This window comes from Candidatus Manganitrophaceae bacterium (genome assembly GCA_016200325.1).
Classification (GTDB): Bacteria; Nitrospirota; Nitrospiria; order SBBL01; family Manganitrophaceae; genus Manganitrophus.
In genome coordinates this window covers 350,454-373,112 of the sequence record JACQEZ010000020.1, presented here as the reverse complement: position 1 = coordinate 373,112, position 22,659 = coordinate 350,454, and the positions used below count along the sequence as shown (strand labels likewise).

The window sequence follows — 22,659 nt, the reverse complement described above, 5'->3', positions numbered from 1 at the left end:
TCCGCTCCATTTCATCGGGGAGATCCAGGCGGACCCTGCGGCGTTGTGCGCCGCGCGATATTAGCTCTTTTTCCGCTTCGGATTTTTCTTCAGACATCTTTTATCCTTCAATCGCTTGTCGCTGTATTGCCTGCGGTCAACCGACCCGTGCTTCTTCCTTCAGCCATCCCGGCTCGACACTTTCGATGATCTGATCGATGGCGAGGAGATCGGTCGTCATCCCTTGAATCACGAGCGATCCTTGAACCCCCGTCTTGCCCTGAGGAGGAGGGTGAAGAAGAATCTCCTCATTGACGGTATCGAGGATCTGCCCGACGACCAGACCGATGCTTTTATGATTTTTCGAAAAAATGATCGCCGGGAGGGTCTCCTTCCCATTTGATGAAACCGCTCCCTCGATCAGGCGGTCCAAATGAATCAGCGGCAACAAATCGCCCCGGTATTGCACGACCTCCCGTCCCGCCGCATGTTCCACCTTCGCCGCTTGAAACTCTTCGAGTCGCGCGACCGCCGAGAGTGGAATGGCATACCGATCTTGACCGGAAAGGGAAAAGAGAAGGAGGGTCTCCTCCGTAATGGAGGGCGCCTCTTCTTCCTTTAACTCGCCCTTCAGCTCCGCTCCGGCCGCCATCTGATGGATGCCGCCTGCTTCGGCGATTCCGGAGACGTCAAGGATCAACGCGACGGTCCCATTCCCGAGGATCGTCGCACCGGCGAAGACCATCAGCCCTTTGAGCTGACGGCTCAGCGGTTTTACGACGATCTCCTCCCGATCGCTCACCTCATCGACCACGAGCCCGAACGAGTTCCCGCCGCTTCCGAGGACGACAATATTCGTCTCTTCGGCCAGCGCCGCTTCGCAGGCGCCTTTTTGTAACCGAAGGAGGCGGCTGAGGCGGAGAAGGGGAAGGAGCACCCCGCGCAGCCGGTAGAACTCGGCGCCATGAATCACTTCAACCCGCTCTCCCGCTTCGACATCGACCCGAACCAGCTCAATGAGATTCGCCTGGGGGATTGCAAAAAGGTCTTGACCGGCCTGGACCATCAACGCAGGGATGATGGCAAGGGTCAGTGGGATCTTCAGTTTGAGAAGCGTACCTCGGCCACTCTCGCTTTCAATCTCAATCGTGCCGCTGATCTTCTCGATATTGTTCCGAACGACATCCATCCCAACCCCCCGTCCGGAGACGTGGGTGACCTTCTCGGCGGTTGAAAGTCCCGGCAGGAAGATCAGATTCAGCGCCTCCGTCGGCGACAGACCGGCTGCCGCATCGGCGGAGATCAATCCCTTCTCGACCGCTTTGCGTTTGACCCGGTCGACATGGATGCCGCCGCCATCGTCCCGGATCTCGATGTTAATTTGTCCTCCTTCGTGATAAGCCTTCAGCGCCAGGGTCCCTTTCGGATTTTTACCCTGCTCACTCCGGACATCCGGCGCCTCGAGCCCATGGTCGATCGCATTACGGACAATGTGTGTCAGCGGATCTTTAATCGCCTCCAGGAGCGTTTTATCGAGCTCGGTCTCGGCCCCTTCCATCACCAGCTCCACCTCTTTGCCATGCGCACGGGCCAGGTCTCTGACGACCCTGGGAAATTGGTTCCAGACGTTTCGGATCGGCTGCATCCGCGTCCGCGTCACACTCTCTTGAAGCTGTGTGGTAATCAGGTTCATCCGCTGCGCAATGGCGGTATCGGCGGCGTTCTCCCGATCCCGGGTCCGCTGAAGCAATTGATTACGAACCAGGACAAGCTCGCTCACCAAGTTCATCAATTTGTCGAGCAGACCGACGTCGACGCGGAGGGTCGATTCCGCAGCTGAGAAACCCTTGGAGGAGGTTGACGCCGTTTCCGTCTCCTCCCCCGTCTTCCCCTCCCCTCCCCCGCCCGTCGGCGGCGCAGGAGGAGGCGTCGCGACGGGGGGTGCGGCTTTGGGGGCCGGTTCCGTTTTGCTTTTCCCCTTTCCTTTTCTCTTGGGAGCCGGAGCGGACGGCGCCGGGGACGGACCGTCTGTTTCGCTCGGCGGCAGAGGGGGGGCGTCGCTCAGGAAGGCATCCAACTTCCGCCGGATGGCATCATAGTTTTTTTCAGGCTCATGCAATGTTGCTTCGATATGCGCCAAAATCTCTTTGATGGCATCAACCGCCTCCAGAAGGAGAGTGACCCCTTCCGGCGTCACTGGGATTTTTCTGTCCCGCATTCGAACCAGGATGTTTTCCGCGCCGTGGGCGACATTCTCCAGCTTCGGCAGCGCAAGGAACCCGCAGGTCCCCTTAATCGTATGGACCGTTCGAAAGATGCTCGCCAGGAGTCCGGCGTTCGTCGGATCTTTTTCAAGGGCGACAAATTCCTGATCGAGCCGTCCGAGACCCTCCGCGCACTCAATCAGAAACTCTCTGAGGATGCTTTCCTGTTCATCCATCGATTTTCACCTCCGGCCTGCCTCTCGCTGAAAACGTCCGATCTCATCCCAACCGGCCGCTTATGACTTGTTCTTTGCCTCCGCCAACGCCCCCTTCAGCTTTACAATCGCTTGCGCGTGAAGCTGACAGACCCGCGATTCCGTCACATGCAAGACCAGCCCGATCTCCTTCATCGTCAACTCCTCAAAATAATAAAGAGAGATGACCTGCCTCTCTTTTTGAGGGAGCCGGTCCATCGCCTCAATCAATCGCTCCCGCATCCCCTGGGCGAGAAGGGAAGAGAGCGGGTTTTCGGCGCGGGGGTCGGCAACCGACTCGATCAAACGCCGCTCGTCCGTTTCGCCCAATGCAAAATCTTCCAAGCGCAGCAGGGTAATCGCCTTCGCGCTCAGGAGAAAGGCACCGAACGTCTTTGCATCCATTTCGAGTGCGGCCGCCATCTCGGCCTCGCTGGGAGGATGGCCATATTCTTTTGTCAGGCGGCTGCATGTCTTCTCGAAGAGCGCGACCTTTTCACGAACCGAGCGTGGAATCCAATCGAGCGACCGAATTTCATCAAGCATGGCGCCCCGGATTCGAAATTCCGCGTATGTCTTAAACTGCGCTTCTCTCGAAGGGTCATATTTTTCGAACGCGTCCATGAGCCCGATGATGCCGGCATGAATGAGATCTTCGACATCGAGCGTGGGAGGAAGACGAAAGACGAGCCGCTGCGCCAGGAAGCGGATGACCGGTGCAAACTCCTCGATTAACTTTTCCATCTTCGCCGTCTCGATCCGCGGCGCGGTTAGACGCTTTGACATTTTCTTCTCGTTAGTCCTCCAGCCTCTTTTCCACACAGGAAGTACCCTCTGCATTCCGAGAGACGACCGTCTTCCAGAGGAATTGAACGTTTCCCTTGGGAAGCTCGCTGACCGGTCGCTGAATCACTTCTCTTGCAAGCTCCCTGAATCGAAGGCTCGACCGCGCATTCGGATAGCGCTCGACAACCGCTTTTTGCTGGCAGACCGCCATCGGAAGATACGCGTCGTGCGGAATCGACCCGATGTATTCCACGGCCACACCGAGAAATTGATCGGCGACCCGGCTGAGCTTCCGAAAAAGATCAGTCGCCTCCTGCTCGTTATTGGCCATGTTGACCAGCAGGTTAAATCTTTTTTCTCCGTGCTGACGGGAGAGAACTTTCATTAACGCATAGGCATCGGTAAGGGAGGTCGGCTCCGGGGTGGTCACGACAACGATCTCTTGGGCAACGGTATTAAAATAGGTGACGTTGGAGGAGATTCCGGTGGCGGTATCGATTAGAAAAACGTCGATCTCCTGCTCCAGACGATCGAGCTCGGAGAGCAGAATCAGCTTCTGCTCGGAGGTCAGCTGTGTCAGATCTTCCATCCCGGAACTCGTCGGAAGGATCCAAATTCCCTCCGGACCGCGGGTCATGACCTCGGAAACGGACTTCTGCCCGCGAAGAACATGCTCCAGGGTATACGGGGGGATGATTCCGAAGAGAACATCGATATTCCCGAGACCCAGGTCGGCATCGAGGATGAGAACGCGCTGCCCCAGCCGAGACAAAGCGATCGCGAGATTCGCGACGACATTGGTCTTTCCGACCCCTCCTTTGCCGCTCGTCACCGCCATCACCCTCGGCTGAGCGGGGCTGGAAGAGGAATGGCCCCACCCTCGGACTTTATTCACCTGATCCATCCGAGTTCCCTTGAAAAGCCGATAAGATGAAGGGGCCTTTAAGGCCCGTTTTGAGCGGCGGTCCGCTTCCGGCTCTGACTGTCAAACGCATCCCTCTCTCAGGACTTTACTCTATAAAGGTATAAATCTATATACTACAAAGCAATGTTCATGCCTACCGATCAACCGGACCGGACCGGTCGGCGATCATCGCATCCATTCCTCTTGTTCCTTTATATAGAGGCGTTTTCCGACGTTGCACGATTGCCGATTCGAAGGGGCGTCAAAAATGGCGGGGGTAATGTCATACCGTTGACGTATATCGTGACATATTCGAACGACGGGCAGGGGCGTGCTCTTTTCAGGAGCGTGCTCTTTTGATGGATCGAAACGATGGCGGTTGGATCGAGCGAATCTTCCGTTATCCGGACAGAACGAAACGGCTTCGATCATTGACAGATGAAAAAAGTCTGTTATGATCTTTAACATATTACAGTCTTGATTCTTTACAGGAATAACACTACCCCGGAATAACACTCCTTGTCGTAATCGGAGAAGATGTGAGCGCTGATCGGATTCTCATCGTCGAGGATGACCCGTCCATTCGTACGATCTTATCGGACCTCCTGACCCGGAACGGATATCAAACCGAAAACGCCTCGGACGGTCCTCAGGCGGTCGCGCTGGCGACAGAGGCGCCGTTTCACCTCTATTTGATCGATCATCATCTCCCCGGCATGGTCGGTATCGACACCCTGCAAGCGATCAAAAAAATAAACCCCCATGCGATCTGTATCATTTTGACCGGCTTCGGAACGGTGGAGCTCTCCGTAAAGGCGATGAAGGCAGGCGCGTTCGACTTTATTGAAAAACCGTTTCAGCTCGACGCCATTCTCACTTTGGTGAAAAATGCGCTGGAGTATCACCGATTGAAGCAAGAGAACTCTCTCTTGCAGAAGATCGTTCGGGAGAAGTATCGGTTCGAGAACATGGTCGGCCAGAGTCCCTTGATGCAACGCCTTTATGGATTAATCGACCGGGTGGCCAACAGCGACAGCACCGTTTTGATTCAGGGAGAGAGCGGAACCGGGAAAGAGGTCGTCGCCAAGTCGCTCCACGGCAACAGCGCTCGAAAAGACAAGCCGCTGATCCCGGTCAACTGCGGCGCGATTCCCGAGTCGCTTTTGGAGAGTGAGCTCTTCGGTCACGAAAAAGGGGCGTTCACCGGTGCGGTGGCCTCTCGAATTGGGCGCTTTGAGCTGGCCCATGGCGGAACGCTCTTCCTCGATGAGATCAGCGAGCTTCCCCTGCCCCTTCAAGTGAAACTCCTCCGGGTCCTTCAAGAGCGCTCGTTCGAGCGGGTCGGTGGGACCAAGACGATCCATGTCGACGTCCGCATCATCGCCGCGACCAATCAAGACTTGGAGCGCGCCGTCGACGAGAAGCGTTTTCGAAAAGACCTTTTCTACCGTCTGAATGTCATCCCGATCAATATTCCTCCCCTCCGTGAGCGGAAGGAGGATATCCCCCTGCTGGTCGATCATTTCATTCACCATTTTAACGGGAAGAAGCAACAAAAGATCGAGGGGATCTCTCCCGACGCCGAGAAGCTGTTGATGGAGTACCCCTGGCCGGGAAATATCCGTGAGCTGGAAAATCTGATCGAACGAATTATTACCCTCAAGCAAGAAGGATACATTCAGCCGTCGGACCTTCCCGATAAGCTGACCAAATCGGAAGAGCGCCATCTCCTCTTCCAATTTGAGTTGCCGGAAGAAGGGGCCAACTTTTCCGAGCTCGTCTCCGAATTCGAAAACCAGCTCCTTCAGCAAGCCTTGTTAAGGGCGAACGGGGTCAAGAACCGGGCGGCCCAGCTCCTCAAGATGAACCGGACCACCTTGGTCGAGAAACTGAAACGCCGCTGGGCGCAAACCTCCAACCGCTTGGAGGCGGTCCCAGCCGAGCCCGGCTCCGATCGGGATCCGGAAACCCTCTCTGCCGCGAACACCGACATCGTTTAACGAACGTCGACCCCTCCCCTCCTTCATTAAACGCTCAGCCCGATCTATATCGTCCCCGCGCCTCTCTCCCGCATCCCCGCGGGAGGAAACCGCTTGACAAGTCCGGAAACCGTTCGATATAGTCACCTGATCACCACTCCTAAGCGTATTGTGGACGTTTTCTGGTGGGATCGTCCTGGCCCGGCCATCATACTTCCCCTACTGAAACTCAAGAGAAAGGTATCGTTTTTATAGTGAGCGCAGCGGACGAAGGAGGAAACCTATGGCGCGTTATCTGATCGTTGACAGCCGTGATTTAACCGAATACACCAACGGCCGTTATATTCAAAAGGTTGCCGGAAAATTAAAGGAAGATGGAAATGATGTGACCCTCTTCCTCATTGAGAACGGTGTCATCGCCGCTCGAAAGGGAGGAGATATCGCGAAGAATTTAACCGATCTTTCAAAACGGGGCGCCAAGGTCTTGGTGGATGACATCTCCTGCAAGGCGCGCGGGGTGGCCCAGCTGGCCGACGGGATCTCTCAATCGAATGTCGATCAGCTCGCCGACCTCATCACGGAAGGATCGGACAAGGTCATCTGGTACTAACACGTCACCTGGAATTTAGGAGGACCCCCATGGCCACTGAAACGACGCCGAGCAGCGCTCCGGCAAAAGTAAAACGGGTTGCGATCGTTCTGGCAACCGGCTCTTATCAACGCGAGGCTCCCACCACCGTGCTTCGACTGGTTGAAAAACTCCTGCAGCGCGGGGTCGATGTGAACGTCTGGGCCTTTGAGGAAGCGGTCACACTGACCAATAAAGATCAGATCGATCACAACGAGCCCGGATCGCTCCAAAAAGTCCTTGGCGAAAAACATCCGAACATCGGCCGGTTCATCGATCAGATGATCCGCGCGGGACTTCACGGTGCGAAGCTCGACTGGGTCTCATGCATCCTTTGCGTGCAAGAGCGCGGCGTCGAGAAACACCAGATGGGGGGCTCAATCGTCGGCACCCTCGGTGATCTCTGGAAATTCGTCAAGGCGGCCGACCGGGTGATCTGCATCCCGACTTATCGATAATTTGAACTGAACGGAGGTTATAGATGGCCAATAAGGTGCTGGTTGTCTTCGAAAAGCCGATCTATCTCAGTTTTGAGCCGGTCGATCCGCATGTCTTCGCCACCGCCCTCGGCGTCTCCGACACCCCGGTCGAGGTGAATGTGCTGCTCCGCGATTCGGCGGTAACCTATGGCGTGAAGAACCAACAGGTCAACGTCAAGATCGCCGGGCAAGACATCATGCTCCATGAAACCTCCCCGGAAAAGGTCATGACCTTCATGATCGAGCATGGCGCGAAGATCCGCGCCGTCTCCGAAGACATGAAGATGCGCGGCATCAACAAGGAAGATCTGGTCCAAGGAATCGAGGTCATCTCCGAAGATGACTCCGTTCGCCTGCTCGAAGAGCACGATTCCTTCATGGTATGGTAACGTCTCCCGGCCGGCGGCCCCGGTTCCCGGACCGTCGGCCGGCTTGTCCACCTTGTATTGAATGGATATTCACGTCGCAAAAGTGTTAAACGTCACCGAATACTTCAACCCGATCGATTGTCGAAGCCTGGGGGTAATCCGCACCACCCTGGCGACGATGGAAAAGGGAGCGATTCTGGAAGTCCATGGAAACCGGTTTCAGCACCGTGAAATCGCCGCCTGGACGCAGAAGTTCAAACATCCGATCGTAAAAGTGGAAGATGTCGACGGCCTCGTAAAGATCTTCATCGAAAAGGGAGGGCTCACCCCGGCCCCGCCTCCCCAAAAACCTCAGAGTCAATGAAATGAAAAAGATGGCGATCATTGTCACCCGGGGGACCCACAACAACTTCGTGACGGTCCTGACGATGGTGATGGCCGCGGCCGTCTGCGAGATGTCGGTCCGGATTTTCTTCCGGGACGAGGCGGTCTACAAACTCTCCAAGAAAAAGATCTCCGACCTTAACCTTTCCGACGTTTATGCCGGCGTCGAGAACGAGTTGAAAAAGAACTACGAGGCGACCGGAATGGTCGACCTCCAGAAAGCGATTCGAGAGGTCAAATCACAAGGAGATGTAAAACTCTATACCTGCACCTCCTCGATGGCGCTCATTGGGATGGCCCAAGACGACCTCATCCCCGAAATCGACGAGCCGCGCGGTCTCACCTCTTTCCTCCTTGAGGAGATGGACGACGCCGACATGATCCTCACCTTCTGAGCCTCACACCCCCTCCCCATTCTTAACGAATTCTCTGCGCCGATCTTTTAGTCGATCTTTTAATGGAAACGATGACTTTGGGCTGGAACTGAGCCTTGACCGTTTCCCGCAACAAATAAATCAGCGACAGAAAATGGCCGGCGATCAGAAACCCGAAACATCCCCGAAATTCAAATGCCGAGGAGGAAGGATAGGTGACCGAGACCCAAGGAAGGGCATAGACAAAGGTCAATTTCTCTCTGAATAAAAGGGGAATCACGACCAAGATCGAAAGCGGCGAGAGAAGCACCGCGAGCTTTTGGCCCCAATCCCGCCTTAATCCCAACCCGACCCCGACCGTCAGAAACGGAATCGCATAAACCAGACCCGATCCGAGCAGCAGCCCATCCCCATATTGAAAATAAGGAAGAAAGCAGGCCACCGCCGTCAACAGATAAAACAGGGCGATCAGGTCAACTCCTTTTCGGGCCATTGAGAATCCGGCAAGCAGGAAGTAGAGGAAACGACGGTCTCTTTTTTTTCTTTACGGTTTGATCTCTTTTGCCGGCTTGGCACAGCGGAACCCGGCGGAGATCGCCTTGGTCGCCGGCGCCAACGAGATCCGATTGAAGGTCTGGAAAGAGAGGCCGCATTTGTAATAGCTGCAATCGAAGAACGATCCCCCCCGCAGCACCTTGAGCTTCTCTCCATAATTCGGGTGAGGAACATTATTCCCAGGATAGGGAAGAAACCAATCCGAGGTCCACTGAAAGACGTTGCCCGACATATCATAGACGCCATAGGGACTTCGGCCGTCGGGGAAAGCGTTCACCGGCGTCGTGTCTTTGATCTCTTCCATCGGCACGTTTGCCCGCTTCGCCTCGTACTTCGCTCCCCACGGAAACATCCTTCCATCGCTCCCCCGCGCCGCCTTCTCCCACTCTTGCTCCGAGGGAAGGTGCTTCCCCTCCCATTTGCAGTAGGCGTCGGCATCAAACCAGTTCACAAACGTCACCGGATGATTCGCCTTTCCCGGCGGATATTGATCGTCCTTCCAATGGGAAGGAGGGGTTCGATGGGTCGCATCGACGAAGCGCTTGTAATGCGCGTTCGTGACGTCATACTGGTCGATATAGTAATCGTCGAGGTGGACGGTGTGGCGCGGGCCGGCGTTCTTCTTGAAGAAATCTTCCCCCATGATGAAATCACCCGCCGGGATTAAAACCATCTTCTGCGCGATGATCTCTTCTTTCTTCGGCGCCTCCACCGCGCGGACCGCACGCTGACGGTACGCTTCTAACCCGAGAACGTCTACGAGCTGGTGGAGTTGATGACAGTTGGCGCACCATGGCTCACGAGAGTCGTCGATCTGATGCCGGGAGGGCCCCTTGTGGCAGAGACGGCACTCCTTCCGCGAAGCGGGATCGGAGAGATTCGGCCCGACCGTCTGACCGGAGGTAGAACCGAGGAGGAGAAACCCCGTTCCCAAAATCAGAAGCAATGCAAAAAGAAGATTAAATCCTTTCCGTTTCATGGCGGCAGATCATAGCATATTTCGGAAGAGGAGGGTAGGCCGGCGATTGAGCCGGATGATGCAGGAACGCCAAAGAGGGAACGATGCGGGATTCCCAATGACTGCTTCGGGCGCTTCGGGAAGGACGATCAGGCGAGTCAGGACCTCCCTATCCTACCTAGAGGGCTAGGAACGGATTTAGAACCGCAGCGCCAGCCCCAATAAATAAGCCTTCGATCCGCGGCTCACCCAGGGGGCCCAGCGCGAATCGGGGTAGAAGTAGCGGTAGGCATCGACCGCCGCCGGCAAGAAAACGAGCGCCCCGACCCACCGGTCTTTGACTCCGAGCGACTCCGCCATTCCGCGCAGATCGCCATCGGGATCTTTGCGCCCGACCAGGGCATAGCCGATCGAGGTGATGATATTAAACGCCAACACCCCCTTCAAAAAAGGCCGCGGCTCCTCCCGAATTTCAGGATCGAGCGTCAGGATCAGCTCTGAGGTGATGTTCTGGCTGTTAATCCCTGCCGACGCGATGGCAAATCGCTTGTCGGCCCCTTCGGGAATAGGCTGTCCATTTTCGTCAAGGTATTCGATCTCCCCCCTGCTGTCCTTGATGGCGACGAGATCATATTTGACGACGACGAACGGAATCGGCTTGCGACGCGATTCAATCCGAACACCGTACCCAAGCGACTCCGCCATGAGCGCGTGGGCGCTCTCATGCAGCACAAACGCCGACGCCCCCCCCGCCAAGAGCCAGCCATAGTCGGAGGCCGACCAGTTTTCTTGAGCCGACCCCCTCCCCTGCCAGCAGGAAAGAAGGAAGATGATGAAGATCCCCTCCGAGACAATCTTTCTGATCCATCTGCTCCAATGGGTGCCTTGAAAAATACCGCTCAGACCGCGCCCTCCGTATGAGTCGCTTTGGATATACAGGAAGCCGGGGGGAAAGGCAAACTTTTGTTGGCGAAAGGGATAGGTGTGAAGGGACAGAGAAATAGAGAAAAGCGGGAGAATACAGGAAAAGGCGGGAACTCACGGGAATACTTGAGGAAAGAATCTTTTCTGTCGGAAGGGCCGGAATATTAGAATTGAGAACTCAGGAAGAGAAATAGGAATGCGAACAGAGGTTTGAGAACTGTCTTAAAGAATATTTAAAGGCCGTTTAAACGTTGTTAAGTCAGTACTTTTCTGCCATCTCCACAAAAAAAACAAAAACCAAATGGCCTTTATTTTATTAAAGTTCTCGAATATTAATTTTTTCATATTCTTTTGAACTGATCTTTCCCCTTAATTCAGCGCTGAACGCTGAATCAGCGACAATAAAAAACTTAATGTTTGTTCCAAAGGTGTCTGCCCAAATGAAATAGTCGACAATTGCGAGATCGTCATTTCTCAAGAGCCTAGATAAGTATCGAGTATCAATTGGTTCGGATCTTTGATCTGGGGGTGTCACTTCGCCAGTAAGAACATACCACAAGTCTTGCCAGCCAACACGCTCCCGGTGATTGATGAAAAAGAGGATATTCGGATTCAGATGGTTAGGATTGACCGAGCGGAATTGGTTCGCCGCCTGATGGATCTTACTTTGAACCTTGTTATATGTCGGGTCATTGATTAAACCGGAAAATTTATAATCGAGAATTGATTTGAGTTCACAATATCCAAAGATCTGACTTCCTAAATACAGTTCAAAATCGGCTTGTTTGCCCGCTGATTTCTTGGGAAAGTGACGAGCCTCTATACCCTTTGTTTTGAAGAATTTAATGACCAGTAATTTATCAGCCGTCATTGTCTGACAAGCCACCGTTCGTCATCGGTCACCCTCCAGGGGAGGGTATCATCTATTCTTTAACCTTTGGATCTCTCAACTGGACCGGTCGAGAATGCTTTCGGAGGAATCATATCGGCCAGGCTCAGGTTTCTGTTCAACATATTGGAAATCGCGTCAAACTAATAAAATAAAATATTCCTTGGAATCGAACTCTCCCCCAAGCTTCAGATATACAGGAAGCCAGGAAAGAAGGCAAATATTTGATTCTGAGGCTACAGATGGCAAAGGTTAGTTTTCTGCTTGACAACCGATTCGCCTGCATGATACGTAGAGGAATCAGTTTCTGCTCACTACCAAAGTAGTGATGGTTTATACAGACCGCCCGCCCCCGGAGGTCGGAATCGTCTTGAAGACATTAAAAACAAAAGAGATCATTGACCGATTGTCCGAGATCGGATTTTCGGAATATGAAGCAAAATCGTATCTCGCGCTGGTTCAGAAAAACCCCTCGACCGCCTACGAGATCGGAAAAGATTCGGGCGTTCCCTCCTCGAAGATCTATGAGGTTCTCAGCAAGCTGAAGGAGAAGGGGATGATCCTGACGGTCGAGGAGGAAAACGGCAAAACGAAGCGCTATATCCCGCAGCATCCCGACGAATTTCTCGCCGAATATCAGCACGGCGTCCAGAAGACCGTTCAGTCGCTGCGCGGCGTCCTTAACGGGATGAATGGGAACAAAGAGGCGAGCTATGTTTGGAACATCGTCGACCACGACCGCCTGCTGGAGAAGGCCCATCAGATGATTGAGGCGACCCAGAGGGTCGCCCTTCTCTCCCTCTGGAACGACGAGCTCGCTTTGCTGGAAGGGCCGCTTCGCGCCGCCGAGGAGCGGGGCGTTCAGATCGCCCTGGTCCACTTCGGCCCCCCGAAGATCAGCGTCGGGCAGGTCTATTACCACCCGATCGAAGACACCCTCTACTCGGAGAAACAGGGACGCGCCCTGGTCCTGGTCGTCGACTCCCAAGAGGTCTTGATGGGGAACATCGGCCGCGAGGGGCGAACCGAAGGGGCCTGGAGCCGGAACAAAGGGTTCACGATGATCGCGGAAGATTATGTCAAACATGATATTTACATCGCCAAGATCATCAGCCGTTTTGAAAAAGAGCTGATCAAAAAATTCGGCGAGAAATACGTGAAGCTGCGTGACGTGTTGCATGACGAGGTGATTTCTTAGGAGTTCAAGCTCATGATGAGAGATGGTGCGTCAGACCTTCCTCCCGGTTTTCCCAAAAAACAGGGACTCTACGACCCCCAGTTTGAGAAAGATTCGTGCGGCATCGGCTTTGTCGCCGATATCAAAGGCCGTCGTTCGCACGACATCATTCAGAAAGCGCTTCAGGTGTTGGAGAACCTCTCCCACCGCGGCGCCGTCGGCTGCGACCCCTGCACCGGAGATGGCGCCGGGATTTTACTCCAAATTCCCCACCTCTTTTTAGAGCGGGCCTGCGGTGAGATCGGGCTGAACCTTCCCGATGCCGGTGAATACGGCGTTGGGATGGTCTTTCTTCCCCCCTCCCCATCCGACCGGCGCGCCTGCGAGAGCCTTTTCGAGAAGATCATCGCCGAGGAGGGGCAGCGCTTCCTCGGCTGGCGGGATGTCCCGACCAAAGAGAGCGAGCTCGGCGAGGTCGCTCGCCGCACCCTGCCGGCGATCCGCCAACTCTTCATCGCCCGGGACCGGCTTGGCGAAATGGAATTCGAGCGAAAACTTTATGTCGTTCGGAAACGGGTCGAGAACGCCATCCGGGAGTCGGCCCTCGCACAGCGGAACTATTTCTACGTTTCGAGCCTCTCCTGCAGCACCCTCATTTATAAAGGGCTCCTTCTGCCGAAGCAGATTCCCCTTTTCTATCCCGACCTCGCCGACCCGCGGATGGTCAGCGCATTGGGGCTGGTTCACTCCCGCTTCTCCACCAACACTTTTCCGGCCTGGCCGCTCGCCCACCCCTACCGCTACATCTGCCACAACGGCGAGATCAATACACTCAAGGGAAACGTCAATTGGATGCGGGCGCGGCAAGGGCGGCTCTCCTCCGACCTCTTCGGCGGCGACATCGCAAAGCTCTTCCCGATCATCAACGAAAACCAGAGCGACTCCGCCTGCTTCGACAATGCGCTTGAATTTTTGATCATGGGAGGCCGCTCGCTCCCGCACGCGATGATGATGCTGATTCCGGAGGCGTGGGCCGGCAATCCCGACATGGACCTCGACCGACGCGGTTTTTATGAATATCACGCTTCGATCATGGAGCCGTGGGACGGCCCGGCCGCCGTCGCGTTTACCGATGGAAAGCTGATCGGCGCGACCCTCGACCGAAACGGGCTCCGCCCCGCCCGCTACCTTGTCACGAAGAACGACCTCGTCGTCCTCGCCTCCGAAGCGGGGGTCCTCTCCTTTCCGCCGGAAGAGATCCGGAGCAAAGGGCGGCTCCAGCCGGGGAGGATGTTCCTCGTCGACACCGTTCAAGGCCGGATCATCAACGATGAAGAGATCAAGGCCGACATCTGCGGACGAAAGCCGTATCGATTCTGGATCATGGCGAACCGGATCAACATTGAAGATCTTCCGGAGCCGCTCAATCTCCTTCAGCCCGATCATGCCACCTTGCGGCAGCGGCAGCAGACCTTCGGCTATACCCTCGAAGACCTCAAGATGATCATGACCCCAATGGCGGTCAACGGCGAAGAGCCGATCGGCTCAATGGGAACCGACACCCCGCTCGCGGTCCTCTCGGAGCGTCCCCAGCTTCTCTTCAAATACTTCAAGCAGCTTTTCGCCCAGGTGACCAACCCCCCGATCGATCCGATCCGGGAGCAGCTCGTCATGTCGCTGGTGACGAACATCGGCCCCAAGTCAAACCTCTTGGGGGAGACGCCGGAGCATGCGCGCCGCATTCGGGTACAGCAGCCGATTTTGACCAACGCCGATCTGGAAAAGATTCGGACGATCGCCGACGGCCACTTCAAAACACAGACGCTTCGGATGCTCTTTCCGGTGGCCGAAGGGGTGGCCGGGCTTGCCCCCGCGCTGGAGCGGCTCTGCAGAGAAGCCTCGGAGGCGATTAAGGCCGGATACAAATTCATTATCTTAAGCGACCGGGGGGTCAATGCCGAGTGGGCGCCGATCCCCTCGCTGCTCGCCATCTCGGCGGTTCATCATCACCTGATCCGGGAATGCACCCGGACAGAGGTCGGGCTAATCATCGAAAGCGGCGAGCCGCGCGAAGTCCACCACTTCGCCTGCCTCTTCGGCTACGGCGCCGGCTCGATCAATCCTTATCTCGCCTTCGAAACGCTGACCGACATGGCGCGGGAAGGCTATTTCCCTGAAACGATCGACGAGCCGACCGCCGAGGGGAAATACATCAAGTCGATCAATAAGGGGCTTCTGAAAATCTTCTCGAAGATGGGAATCTCGACCGTCCAGAGCTATTGCGGCGGCCAGATCTTCGAGGCGATCGGATTGAACTCCGACCTGATCGACCGCTACTTCACCGGCACCCCGTCCCGCATCGAAGGGATCGGCATCGAGGCGCTCGCCGAAGAGGTAATCCGTCGACATCTCCAAGCGCATGAGCTCACCCCGGCCAAGCAGCTCGACTATGGGGGCGAATACCATTACCGGATCCAGGCGGAGCACCACAACTGGAATCCCGACACGATCATGAAGCTCCAACATGCCACGCAGAAGGAGAACTACGGCTCTTTTAAGGAGTTCAGCCGGCTCGTCGACGACGAAAGCCGCGCCCGTTCCAACCTGCGGGGACTTCTCGAGCTGGATCTCGCTTCAAAGCCGATTCCGATCGAAGAGGTCGAGCCGGCATCCGCCATCGTCAAGCGATTCAACACCGGCGCGATGTCTTATGGCTCGATCAGCAAAGAGGCGCATGAGATGCTGGCGGTGGCGATGAACCGGATCGGCGGGAAGAGCAATACCGGCGAAGGGGGAGAAGACCCCGAGCGGTTCATCCCGATGCCGAACGGCGATTCCAAATCGAGCGCGATCAAGCAGGTCGCCTCGGCCCGGTTCGGCGTCACCACCCATTATCTGATCAATGCCCGCGAGCTTCAGATCAAGATGGCGCAGGGGGCGAAGCCGGGCGAGGGGGGGCAGCTGCCTGGACACAAGGTCGATGAAGTCATCGCCCGGATGCGTTATGCGACCCCGGGGGTGCAGCTGATCTCCCCGCCGCCGCATCACGACATCTACTCGATCGAAGATCTCGCGCAGCTGATTTATGACTTGAAAAACGTCAATCCGCAGGCGGCGGTCTCGGTGAAGCTCGTCTCCGAAGTCGGCGTCGGGACCGTTGCGGCCGGCGTCGCCAAAGCGCACGCCGACAAGATTTTAATCTCGGGCGATTCCGGCGGAACCGGCGCCTCCCCCTGGAGCTCGATCAAGTATGCCGGCATTCCGTGGGAGCTCGGGCTCGCCGAGACACAGCAGACCCTCGTCCTCAACAACCTCCGGGGCCGGGTCCGGGTCGAGACCGATGGACAATTAAAGACCGGCCGGGATGTCGTCCTCGCCACGTTGCTCGGCGCCGAAGAGTTCGGCTTCTCCACCGCGCCATTGATCGTCGAAGGGTGCATCATGATGCGCAAATGCCACCTGAACACCTGCCCCGTCGGGATTGCGACGCAAGACCCGGTGCTGCGGAAAAAATTTACCGGGAAGCCGGAACATCTGATCAATTATTTCTTCTTCGTCGCCGAAGAGGTCCGGGAGTGGATGGCGAAGCTCGGCTTTCGTAAGATAGAAGAGATGATCGGGCGGGTCGACAAGATCAAGGCGCACCGGGCGATTGACCATTGGAAGGCACGCGGGCTCGATCTCTCTCCCCTCCTCACGCGTCCGGAGGTCGGCCCGGAAACCGCAACGCATTGCGTGGAGAAACAGGATCATGGGCTGGAAGGGGCGCTCGATCACGAGCTGATCAAGATCGCCCGGCCGGCGCTGGACTCGAAAACGAAGATCGAACATGCCATGCCGATCCGGAACGTCTACCGGACCGTCGGGGCGATGCTCTCCGGCGAAATTACCAAGCGGCACGGCGCACAGGGACTACCGCCCGATACGATCCACTTTAAATTCACCGGGTCGGCCGGACAGAGCTTCGGCGGCTGGAGTGTGAATGGACTTTCGCTGACGCTTGAAGGGGAATCGAACGACTATATCGGCAAAGGGATGGCCGGCGGCCGAATCGTCGTCTATCCGCCGAAGCAGGCGACCTATCCGCCGGAAGAGACGATCTTGATCGGCAACACCGCCCTTTACGGGGCGACCGGCGGGGAATGTTATTTCTACGGCATGGCCGGCGAGCGGTTCGCCGTCCGCAACTCGGGCGCGCGCGCGGTGATCGAGGGGGTCGGCGACCATGGCTGCGAGTACATGACCGGCGGCGTGGTGGTCGTGCTCGGAAAAACCGGAAGAAACTTCGCCGCAGGAATGAGCGGCGGGATCGCTTTCGTCTACAATGAGGATGGCGCCTTCGAGCGGCGGTGCAATCTCAGCATGGTGGAGCTCGATCCGGTCCGGGACAAAAAAGACCAGCTCCTCCTGAAAGAGCTGATCGAGAAACACCTTTCGTACACCGGCAGCGCGAAAGCAGAGAAGATCTTGTCTCAATGGGAATGGGCGCTGCCGAAGTTTGTCCGGGTCATGTCGGTCGAATATAAGAAAGTCCTGCTGCAGCGGGCGAGCCAAAAGACAATGGTGCATGGGTAGAGGGCGGTTGAATGGGTGACATCCGAGGGTTTTTAAAATATAAACGCGAGGGGCCGAAGCGGCGTCCGGTTCCGGAGCGGGTCCACGACTGGAGAGAAATTTACGAGCCGATCTCCGAAGACGCGCTTCAAGTGCAAGGGGCCCGCTGCATGGATTGCGGGACCCCCTTCTGCCAGGGGACGACCGGCTGCCCGGTTCAGAACATGATTCCCGATTGGAACGACCTCGTCCACCGGGGCCGCTGGCGGGATGCGCTGAAGATGCTCCATTCGACCAACAATTTTCCGGAGTTCACCGGACGGCTCTGCCCCGCGCCGTGCGAGTCGGCCTGCGTCTTGGGACTCATCGAAGATCCCGTCTCGATCCGGGTGATCGAGTGGAACATCATCGATCGCGGATTTAACGAAGGATGGGTCGCCCCTGTTCTGCCGGAGCAAGAGACCGGCAAGCGGGTCGCCGTCGTCGGCTCCGGGCCGGCCGGACTCGCCGCCGCACAACAGCTCCGCCGCTGGGGACATGCCGTCACGGTTTTTGAACGAGACGACCGGATCGGCGGACTCCTCCGTTACGGCATTCCCGATTTTAAGATGGAGAAATCGGTCCTCGATCGGCGCTTGGAACAGATGGCCGCCGAAGGGGTCGTCTTCAAAAGCGGCGTCGAGGTCGGTAAGGATCTTCGGGTCGACCAGCTCCGACGCGAATTCGATGCGGTTCTCCTCTCCGGCGGGGCGATGCAGGCCAGAGAGCTCCCGATTCCGGGACGGGATCTGAACGGCGTTCATCTTGCGATGGAATACCTGACGCAGCAGAACAAGGTCAATGCGGGAGACGCGATCGATCCGGGACAACGGATCGACGCCCAGGGGAAGCGGGTCGTCATTATCGGCGGCGGCGACACCGGCTCCGACTGCCTCGGCACCGCCCACCGTCACGGGGCCGCCGAGGTCTATCAATTTGAGCTTCTCCCCCAACCGCCGCCGAACCGCGCCGGCTCGACCCCCTGGCCGCTCTGGCCGATGCAGCTCCGCACCTCCCATGCCCATGAGGAGGGCTGTCAGCGGGAATGGAGCGTCTCGACGAAAGCATTCCTGGGGGAAAACGGCCGTGTCGAGAAACTGCAAGCAGTCCGCGTCGAAATGAAAACCGATGCCGAGGGCCGGCCCCAGGTGGCAGAGATCGCCGGCAGCGAGTTTGAGCTGCAGGTCGATCTCGTCCTGCTGGCGATGGGCTTCACCGGTCCGGTGAAGAACGGTTTGCTGACCGACCTCGGAGTGAAACTCGATCCCCGCGGCAATGTTGCGGTCGACCCCCATCATCGAACGAGCGTGGAAGGGGTCTTCGCCGCCGGCGACATGAAACGCGGCGCCTCTCTCATCGTCTGGGCGATCCGCGAAGGACGGGACGCGGCGAAAGGGATCGACCGGTATCTCCGGAAAGAACAGCGGGTCTGAGGGTCTCCCCTTCTTGACCCGCTTTCTCTTTCCTTCATTAACTTCCCCGTTACGAACTCCCAATCTTATTGGCGTATCAGCGCAAGGGGACCGGTGATCGTAATCCCGCCCGATCCGTTGTCCGCAGCCATATTCATTGTTCCCGCAATGGTCCCCACACCGAGGGCTCCGGTTGCGGTCATCGTCAAAGGGGCCGGCGCATTGGCCGTCGTCAATCCGCAGCTGAAAATGAGAGGAGAATTGGCGAGGGTGATCGAAAACCCGCTCGCGGAAACCGTTCCGGTCACGCTGCTGCTGCCGGTCAGATGGTCGCCGCAAATCCCGCCGCCCCCGGCCGGGACAGACAAGACCGCCGTCCCGGCCAAAGCGGAACCGGCTTGAATCAGGTAGAGACCGATCTGGCCGGAAGCGGCGTTCGATGTGCTGTCACTCCCATTCACAATATTGAATGTGATCGGTCCTCTCCAAAACCCCGACAACGGATTATTTCCATCCGCCGCAGGCAAAAAGAGACTCCACTTCAGCGTCTTACCGACCAATCCGTTCGTCGGATCGGTTAAATCATTTTCCACGTAAACGCCGGCCAACAAGCCGCTTACCGTCGTCACCAGATAGCCATCCCCGACCACGGCCGGCGTGCTCAGCACCGAGTTGGACGGGTCGCGGCTCGTAATTCCACCCAATTCCGAGACAAAGCCGAGGTCTTTTACGCCGACCGTCGCGGCAAAATTCGCGTTGCCGTCGATCGACAATTCCGTAAACGTGTTCAGGACGCCGCTCTCGACGACGCCGGTTTCGAAATTAATCGCGTTCTGGCCCTGGCCGTCTTTCTCTAGACTCGACGTGACGCTCCCGGCCGGATCGGCTAACGTCGATTGTGGACTTCCACAACCGGTCAATACGAAAAGCATTCCCACGATCCCGCAAAATTTATTCATTCTCTCATCTCCGACAATGCGATATCCGAATCTTGAGGACCGACGATCAGCAGATCGTTTATCCGGCCTTGACGAGCAGATCCTGACCGCTCGCCCAAACAGACTCAAACTACCAGAATCGGTCCGGAGATGCTTTGCTGAAGCGTAACGAGTTGTAACAATTTGTGTCTGATCCTTTGGGAGAAAACGATCTTGGGTAAAACGGGGATGGGGATGCGTGCGCACCAAAGCAGATCATCGCGGCGATTCGCGCCGGACTACATCAGCCAACGTATTTTCATCAGCTTATACGAGAAAAGATGGGCGGCGATTCCGACGGAAAGGAGATAAATGACTTCCCAGTAAAAATGGGATATGCCGATCCCTTCGAAGAGAATCGACTTGATCGGAGCATAAAATTGGAAGGAAGGGAGGAGCGGAGCGAACTTATTGAGTTTTTGTGAAAAATCAGACAATGCGGACGGGAGAAGATGCGGAAGATAAACAAGCACGCCCAACGTTCGGGCGCTCGCCTGATTACGGCAGAGAAAACCGAGAAATACGCCGACCGCGCTAAAACAGAAGCTGCCGATCATTACAAAAAGGGCGTAACCGAGCCCGAGGCTAAAACCGAGATCGAATTTTCCAAGGAGATGGAGAAAGATCACCGAAATACCGATGAGGCACATCCCCAAAATGAGTTTGGCAACCAACCACTCGGTCTCTCGAATCGGCGTTTGTAAGAGACCGAGCAGTAGATTTTTCTCCTTCTCCTCGGCCACCTGCGCCGGAAGGATGATGAAGCTGACCATCAAAGCCAGCATTAAAATCCAGGTCGGCAGCGTCTGTTTTTGAATCCCGTTCTCTTGGAGAGGCTGAATACTGGAGAGCCAATTCGGATTCTTTCCCTCGACGGCGATTTGTAGCGCAGAGAGACTTTCGACAATGGCAACCGTTTGGAGCGAGGTTTTCGTTAAAACGACCAGCTCCAAGCGCTTCGGCTCTTTTTCAGACGGAATCAAAATACCATCTACCTTTTTTTCCTTCAATCCCCGTTTTCCCGCCTCTCGGCTCGAAAGCCAAATAAAGGAAAAGGCTTGATCGGCCGACTGAATGCTCTTTAAGATCACCGGCGCATAGTTTTCTTTTTCGATCAGTCCGATTTTTATTTTTTGGGGGGTTGTATCGGTTTGATCGACGAACTTCAAGGTTAAAAAAACAAAAAGCGGGATAAAAAAAATGAGATAGATCGTCTTATTCTTAAACGCGATCGCCAGATCGTTCCATGAGAGGATGAGAATATTTCTGATCATGCGTAGAGGGTCTCATGAAGCTCTGATTTGAAGTACTCCTCCGGCACTCCGTCGAAGACCAGATTCCCTTGATGGAGCACCAGCATCCGGGTTGCAAGCGTTTTGATCTCTTCCGGCCGATGGGAGGTAAACAGGATTGTTTTTCCTGAAGCGTGGATGTTTTTGAGGAGCCGATAGATCTCACGGGTCATTTCAAAATCGAGACCGGAGGTCGGTTCATCAAAAAGAAGGAGCGGCGGGTCTGCCAGGAGCGAACGGCCGATGCTGACCCGCTGCTTCAACCCTTTGGAGAGGACCCGCACCTTGTTATTTCGAAAGGCCGACAGATTAAATCCCTTTAAAGTATCTTCCACCCGTGTAAAGGGGATTTCAAAGAGGCGGGCAAAGAGAGTGAGATTATATGCGACAGAGAAGAAGTCAAAAAGGTTGGGGGTCTCAGGGACAAAGCCGACTTTTCTAACAAGCGCCAACCGGTCTTTTAGATCGATCCCGTCGATCCGCACCGCCCCGCTGTCGGGAACAAGCCAGCCGGCGAGGATTTTCATCAATGTCGATTTGCCCGCGCCATTGTGCCCGATCACCGCCACCGATTCCCCCTCCCCTACGTTAAAGGAAAGAGGCGAAAGCCCCCGTTTCCCCTTGTAGACTTTGGTCAGCTTGTCGACCTCAAGCATCGGATGTTTTCCAGTGCGACGGGGTTCGTCGGAGAGAGACCATCCCCCCTGCGCTGTAGATCAACCCAAAGCAGGAACGACGGTCCATCTTGATGGACCTTTGTTCTCTCTCTGATTTCAAAATGAGAGCTCCGCCATTGTCCTCGTTGTCCTGGCCATGAACCGGAAAAAGGAATCATCGACCGCCAATGGGAACAACCGTAAAGGAATCATCCTCGCTGACGATTCCACCTGCGATGTGTCAATTCAGAGCGCAGGGAAGATTCTTCGGCAGACGATCCTGCCGGAAAGGGGTGCTATGTCCGTTGAGCCAAAAAGACGATTAAAAGGACTAAAGCAACTACCACCAAAACACCGATGACGATGCCCATCTATGGCCTCCCTTTTAAAGTTAAATAAAATTTAAATCCCGAAAATCGGGTAAATCCACATCGGAGACATACTGCAAGTAAAATGCCCGGCGTTATGATCGAAATCTCATTTAGGAATAGGAGGGAGAATGTGGAAGGATCAATGGAGCGATTGTTCCTATCTTGGCGCGTATGGATATGGATGAGGTTCTGGTTAGAATTTCTGACATTGGAAGGAATCGAGCCGGCCGTTTTTTTCAACATTCCGGGATCGGAGCCGCGTTAGATGCGCCTCCTGCATGAACTGTTCTTGCAACTTAGTTGCAAGCATCGGGTGAGCGATTTGTCTCCTTCTCGACAGGAAGCAGCGCGGTTTTTGGCAAATACAAGCAAATACAAATAGAAGAGGAACCGATTTGATTCGGGATTCATTCGGCTGCGATTGCAACCGCCGCTTATGAGTGATCGGTGGGAGAAGCTCCGAAGAAAAAACAGGACGTTCCTTTAGAGCGGCCCAGAAACAGAAACTCGAATCAG

Annotated in this window: 20 protein-coding genes; 9 read left to right on the top strand and 11 right to left on the bottom strand. The window is 55.8% G+C overall.

What is annotated here, in order from left to right; all coding sequences use genetic code 11:
* Nucleotides 1–136 precede the first annotated feature (136 nt).
* Genes HY282_18840 through HY282_18830 form a run of 3 tightly spaced genes read right to left on the bottom strand, consistent with a single transcriptional unit; the run spans nucleotide 137 to nucleotide 4,127 of the window.
* Nucleotides 137–2,419 (bottom strand): chemotaxis protein CheW, encoded by a 2,283-nt coding sequence (locus HY282_18840; protein MBI3805815.1) that lies wholly within the window; start codon nucleotides 2,417–2,419, stop codon nucleotides 137–139.
* Between the two features lie 60 nt (nucleotides 2,420–2,479).
* Nucleotides 2,480–3,223 (bottom strand): FliA/WhiG family RNA polymerase sigma factor, encoded by a 744-nt coding sequence (locus HY282_18835; protein MBI3805814.1) that lies wholly within the window; start codon nucleotides 3,221–3,223, stop codon nucleotides 2,480–2,482.
* Nucleotides 3,224–3,233: 10 nt separating this feature from the next.
* Nucleotides 3,234–4,127, bottom strand: a complete 894-nt coding sequence (locus HY282_18830) for a MinD/ParA family protein (GenBank protein MBI3805813.1) — start codon at nucleotides 4,125–4,127, stop codon at nucleotides 3,234–3,236.
* Nucleotides 4,128–4,666: 539 nt separating this feature from the next.
* On the opposite strand from HY282_18830, the gene HY282_18825 reads away from it, so the two are divergent.
* The 6 genes from HY282_18825 (at nucleotide 4,667) to HY282_18800 (ending at nucleotide 8,360) form a co-directional block, all read left to right on the top strand.
* Nucleotides 4,667–6,127: a sigma-54-dependent Fis family transcriptional regulator gene (locus HY282_18825; GenBank protein MBI3805812.1), complete on the top strand. Its 1,461-nt coding sequence runs from the start codon at nucleotides 4,667–4,669 to the stop codon at nucleotides 6,125–6,127.
* A 262-nt stretch (nucleotides 6,128–6,389) separates the two neighbouring features.
* Nucleotides 6,390–6,716 carry a DsrE family protein gene (locus HY282_18820; protein ID MBI3805811.1) on the top strand — a complete coding sequence of 109 codons (327 nt, stop codon included), beginning with the start codon at nucleotides 6,390–6,392 and terminating at the stop codon, nucleotides 6,714–6,716.
* 29 nt (nucleotides 6,717–6,745) lie between these two features.
* Nucleotides 6,746–7,192 (top strand): DsrE family protein, encoded by a 447-nt coding sequence (locus HY282_18815; GenBank protein ID MBI3805810.1) that lies wholly within the window; start codon nucleotides 6,746–6,748, stop codon nucleotides 7,190–7,192.
* Nucleotides 7,193–7,215: 23 nt separating this feature from the next.
* Entirely contained in the window at nucleotides 7,216–7,602 is a 387-nt protein-coding gene (locus tag HY282_18810; protein ID MBI3805809.1) for a DsrE family protein, read from the top strand.
* 82 nt (nucleotides 7,603–7,684) lie between these two features.
* Nucleotides 7,685–7,945 carry a hypothetical protein gene (locus HY282_18805; protein ID MBI3805808.1) on the top strand — a complete coding sequence of 87 codons (261 nt, stop codon included), beginning with the start codon at nucleotides 7,685–7,687 and terminating at the stop codon, nucleotides 7,943–7,945.
* Nucleotide 7,946: 1 nt separating this feature from the next.
* A complete protein-coding gene (locus HY282_18800; GenBank protein ID MBI3805807.1) occupies nucleotides 7,947–8,360 on the top strand; it encodes a DsrE family protein in 414 nt (137 codons plus the stop codon).
* Between the two features lie 22 nt (nucleotides 8,361–8,382).
* Here the strand turns inward: HY282_18800 and HY282_18795 are convergent, their stop codons facing one another.
* The 5 genes from HY282_18795 to HY282_18775 all read right to left on the bottom strand — a co-directional run bounded on the left by HY282_18795 (nucleotide 8,383) and on the right by HY282_18775 (nucleotide 11,662).
* Nucleotides 8,383–8,832 carry a hypothetical protein gene (locus HY282_18795; GenBank protein MBI3805806.1) on the bottom strand — a complete coding sequence of 150 codons (450 nt, stop codon included), beginning with the start codon at nucleotides 8,830–8,832 and terminating at the stop codon, nucleotides 8,383–8,385.
* 51 nt (nucleotides 8,833–8,883) lie between these two features.
* Nucleotides 8,884–9,873 carry an SUMF1/EgtB/PvdO family nonheme iron enzyme gene (locus tag HY282_18790; protein ID MBI3805805.1) on the bottom strand — a complete coding sequence of 330 codons (990 nt, stop codon included), beginning with the start codon at nucleotides 9,871–9,873 and terminating at the stop codon, nucleotides 8,884–8,886.
* Between the two features lie 177 nt (nucleotides 9,874–10,050).
* Nucleotides 10,051–10,557, bottom strand: a complete 507-nt coding sequence (locus HY282_18785; GenBank protein MBI3805804.1) for a hypothetical protein — start codon at nucleotides 10,555–10,557, stop codon at nucleotides 10,051–10,053.
* 16 nt (nucleotides 10,558–10,573) lie between these two features.
* Nucleotides 10,574–10,720, bottom strand: a complete 147-nt coding sequence (locus tag HY282_18780) for a hypothetical protein (protein ID MBI3805803.1) — start codon at nucleotides 10,718–10,720, stop codon at nucleotides 10,574–10,576.
* A 372-nt stretch (nucleotides 10,721–11,092) separates the two neighbouring features.
* Nucleotides 11,093–11,662, bottom strand: coding sequence for a hypothetical protein (locus tag HY282_18775; protein ID MBI3805802.1), 570 nt, complete (start codon nucleotides 11,660–11,662; stop codon nucleotides 11,093–11,095).
* Nucleotides 11,663–11,993: 331 nt separating this feature from the next.
* On the opposite strand from HY282_18775, the gene HY282_18770 reads away from it, so the two are divergent.
* Genes HY282_18770 through HY282_18760 form a run of 3 tightly spaced genes read left to right on the top strand, consistent with a single transcriptional unit; the run spans nucleotide 11,994 to nucleotide 18,868 of the window.
* Nucleotides 11,994–12,863: a TrmB family transcriptional regulator gene (locus HY282_18770; GenBank protein ID MBI3805801.1), complete on the top strand. Its 870-nt coding sequence runs from the start codon at nucleotides 11,994–11,996 to the stop codon at nucleotides 12,861–12,863.
* Nucleotides 12,864–12,878: 15 nt separating this feature from the next.
* Entirely contained in the window at nucleotides 12,879–17,417 is a 4,539-nt protein-coding gene (gene gltB / locus HY282_18765) for a glutamate synthase large subunit (protein MBI3805800.1), read from the top strand.
* An 11-nt stretch (nucleotides 17,418–17,428) separates the two neighbouring features.
* Nucleotides 17,429–18,868, top strand: coding sequence for a glutamate synthase subunit beta (locus tag HY282_18760; protein MBI3805799.1), 1,440 nt, complete (start codon nucleotides 17,429–17,431; stop codon nucleotides 18,866–18,868).
* 65 nt (nucleotides 18,869–18,933) lie between these two features.
* Here HY282_18760 and HY282_18755 read toward each other — a convergent pair whose 3' ends face one another.
* From HY282_18755 to HY282_18745, 3 genes are all read right to left on the bottom strand, one after another.
* Entirely contained in the window at nucleotides 18,934–19,806 is an 873-nt protein-coding gene (locus HY282_18755; protein ID MBI3805798.1) for a hypothetical protein, read from the bottom strand.
* Nucleotides 19,807–20,063: 257 nt separating this feature from the next.
* A complete protein-coding gene (locus HY282_18750; GenBank protein MBI3805797.1) occupies nucleotides 20,064–21,098 on the bottom strand; it encodes an ABC transporter permease in 1,035 nt (344 codons plus the stop codon).
* On the bottom strand, nucleotides 21,095–21,772 hold the full coding sequence (locus tag HY282_18745; protein MBI3805796.1) for an ABC transporter ATP-binding protein: 678 nt from the start codon (nucleotides 21,770–21,772) through the stop codon (nucleotides 21,095–21,097). The genes HY282_18750 and HY282_18745 overlap by 4 nt, the downstream gene beginning before the upstream one ends.
* Nucleotides 21,773–22,659: the final 887 nt, after the last annotated feature.

Excerpts from the sequence above, each read along its gene's own strand:
- HY282_18840 (MBI3805815.1), bottom strand. The coding sequence starts at position 2,419 with ATGGATGAACAGGAAAGCATCCTCAGAGAGTTTCTGATTGAGTGCGCG.
- HY282_18835 (MBI3805814.1), bottom strand. The coding sequence starts at position 3,223 with ATGTCAAAGCGTCTAACCGCGCCGCGGATCGAGACGGCGAAGATGGAA.
- HY282_18830 (MBI3805813.1), bottom strand. The coding sequence starts at position 4,127 with ATGGATCAGGTGAATAAAGTCCGAGGGTGGGGCCATTCCTCTTCCAGC.
- HY282_18820 (MBI3805811.1), top strand. The coding sequence starts at position 6,390 with ATGGCGCGTTATCTGATCGTTGACAGCCGTGATTTAACCGAATACACC.
- HY282_18815 (MBI3805810.1), top strand. The coding sequence starts at position 6,746 with ATGGCCACTGAAACGACGCCGAGCAGCGCTCCGGCAAAAGTAAAACGG.
- HY282_18810 (MBI3805809.1), top strand. The coding sequence starts at position 7,216 with ATGGCCAATAAGGTGCTGGTTGTCTTCGAAAAGCCGATCTATCTCAGT.
- HY282_18800 (MBI3805807.1), top strand. The coding sequence starts at position 7,947 with ATGAAAAAGATGGCGATCATTGTCACCCGGGGGACCCACAACAACTTC.
- HY282_18795 (MBI3805806.1), bottom strand. The coding sequence starts at position 8,832 with ATGGCCCGAAAAGGAGTTGACCTGATCGCCCTGTTTTATCTGTTGACG.
- HY282_18790 (MBI3805805.1), bottom strand. The coding sequence starts at position 9,873 with ATGAAACGGAAAGGATTTAATCTTCTTTTTGCATTGCTTCTGATTTTG.
- HY282_18785 (MBI3805804.1), bottom strand. The coding sequence starts at position 10,557 with ATGGCGGAGTCGCTTGGGTACGGTGTTCGGATTGAATCGCGTCGCAAG.
- HY282_18780 (MBI3805803.1), bottom strand. The coding sequence starts at position 10,720 with ATGGATCAGAAAGATTGTCTCGGAGGGGATCTTCATCATCTTCCTTCT.
- HY282_18770 (MBI3805801.1), top strand. The coding sequence starts at position 11,994 with ATGGTTTATACAGACCGCCCGCCCCCGGAGGTCGGAATCGTCTTGAAG.
- gltB (MBI3805800.1), top strand. The coding sequence starts at position 12,879 with ATGAGAGATGGTGCGTCAGACCTTCCTCCCGGTTTTCCCAAAAAACAG.
- HY282_18760 (MBI3805799.1), top strand. The coding sequence starts at position 17,429 with ATGGGTGACATCCGAGGGTTTTTAAAATATAAACGCGAGGGGCCGAAG.
- HY282_18755 (MBI3805798.1), bottom strand. The coding sequence starts at position 19,806 with ATGAATAAATTTTGCGGGATCGTGGGAATGCTTTTCGTATTGACCGGT.
- HY282_18750 (MBI3805797.1), bottom strand. The coding sequence starts at position 21,098 with ATGATCAGAAATATTCTCATCCTCTCATGGAACGATCTGGCGATCGCG.
- HY282_18745 (MBI3805796.1), bottom strand. The coding sequence starts at position 21,772 with ATGCTTGAGGTCGACAAGCTGACCAAAGTCTACAAGGGGAAACGGGGG.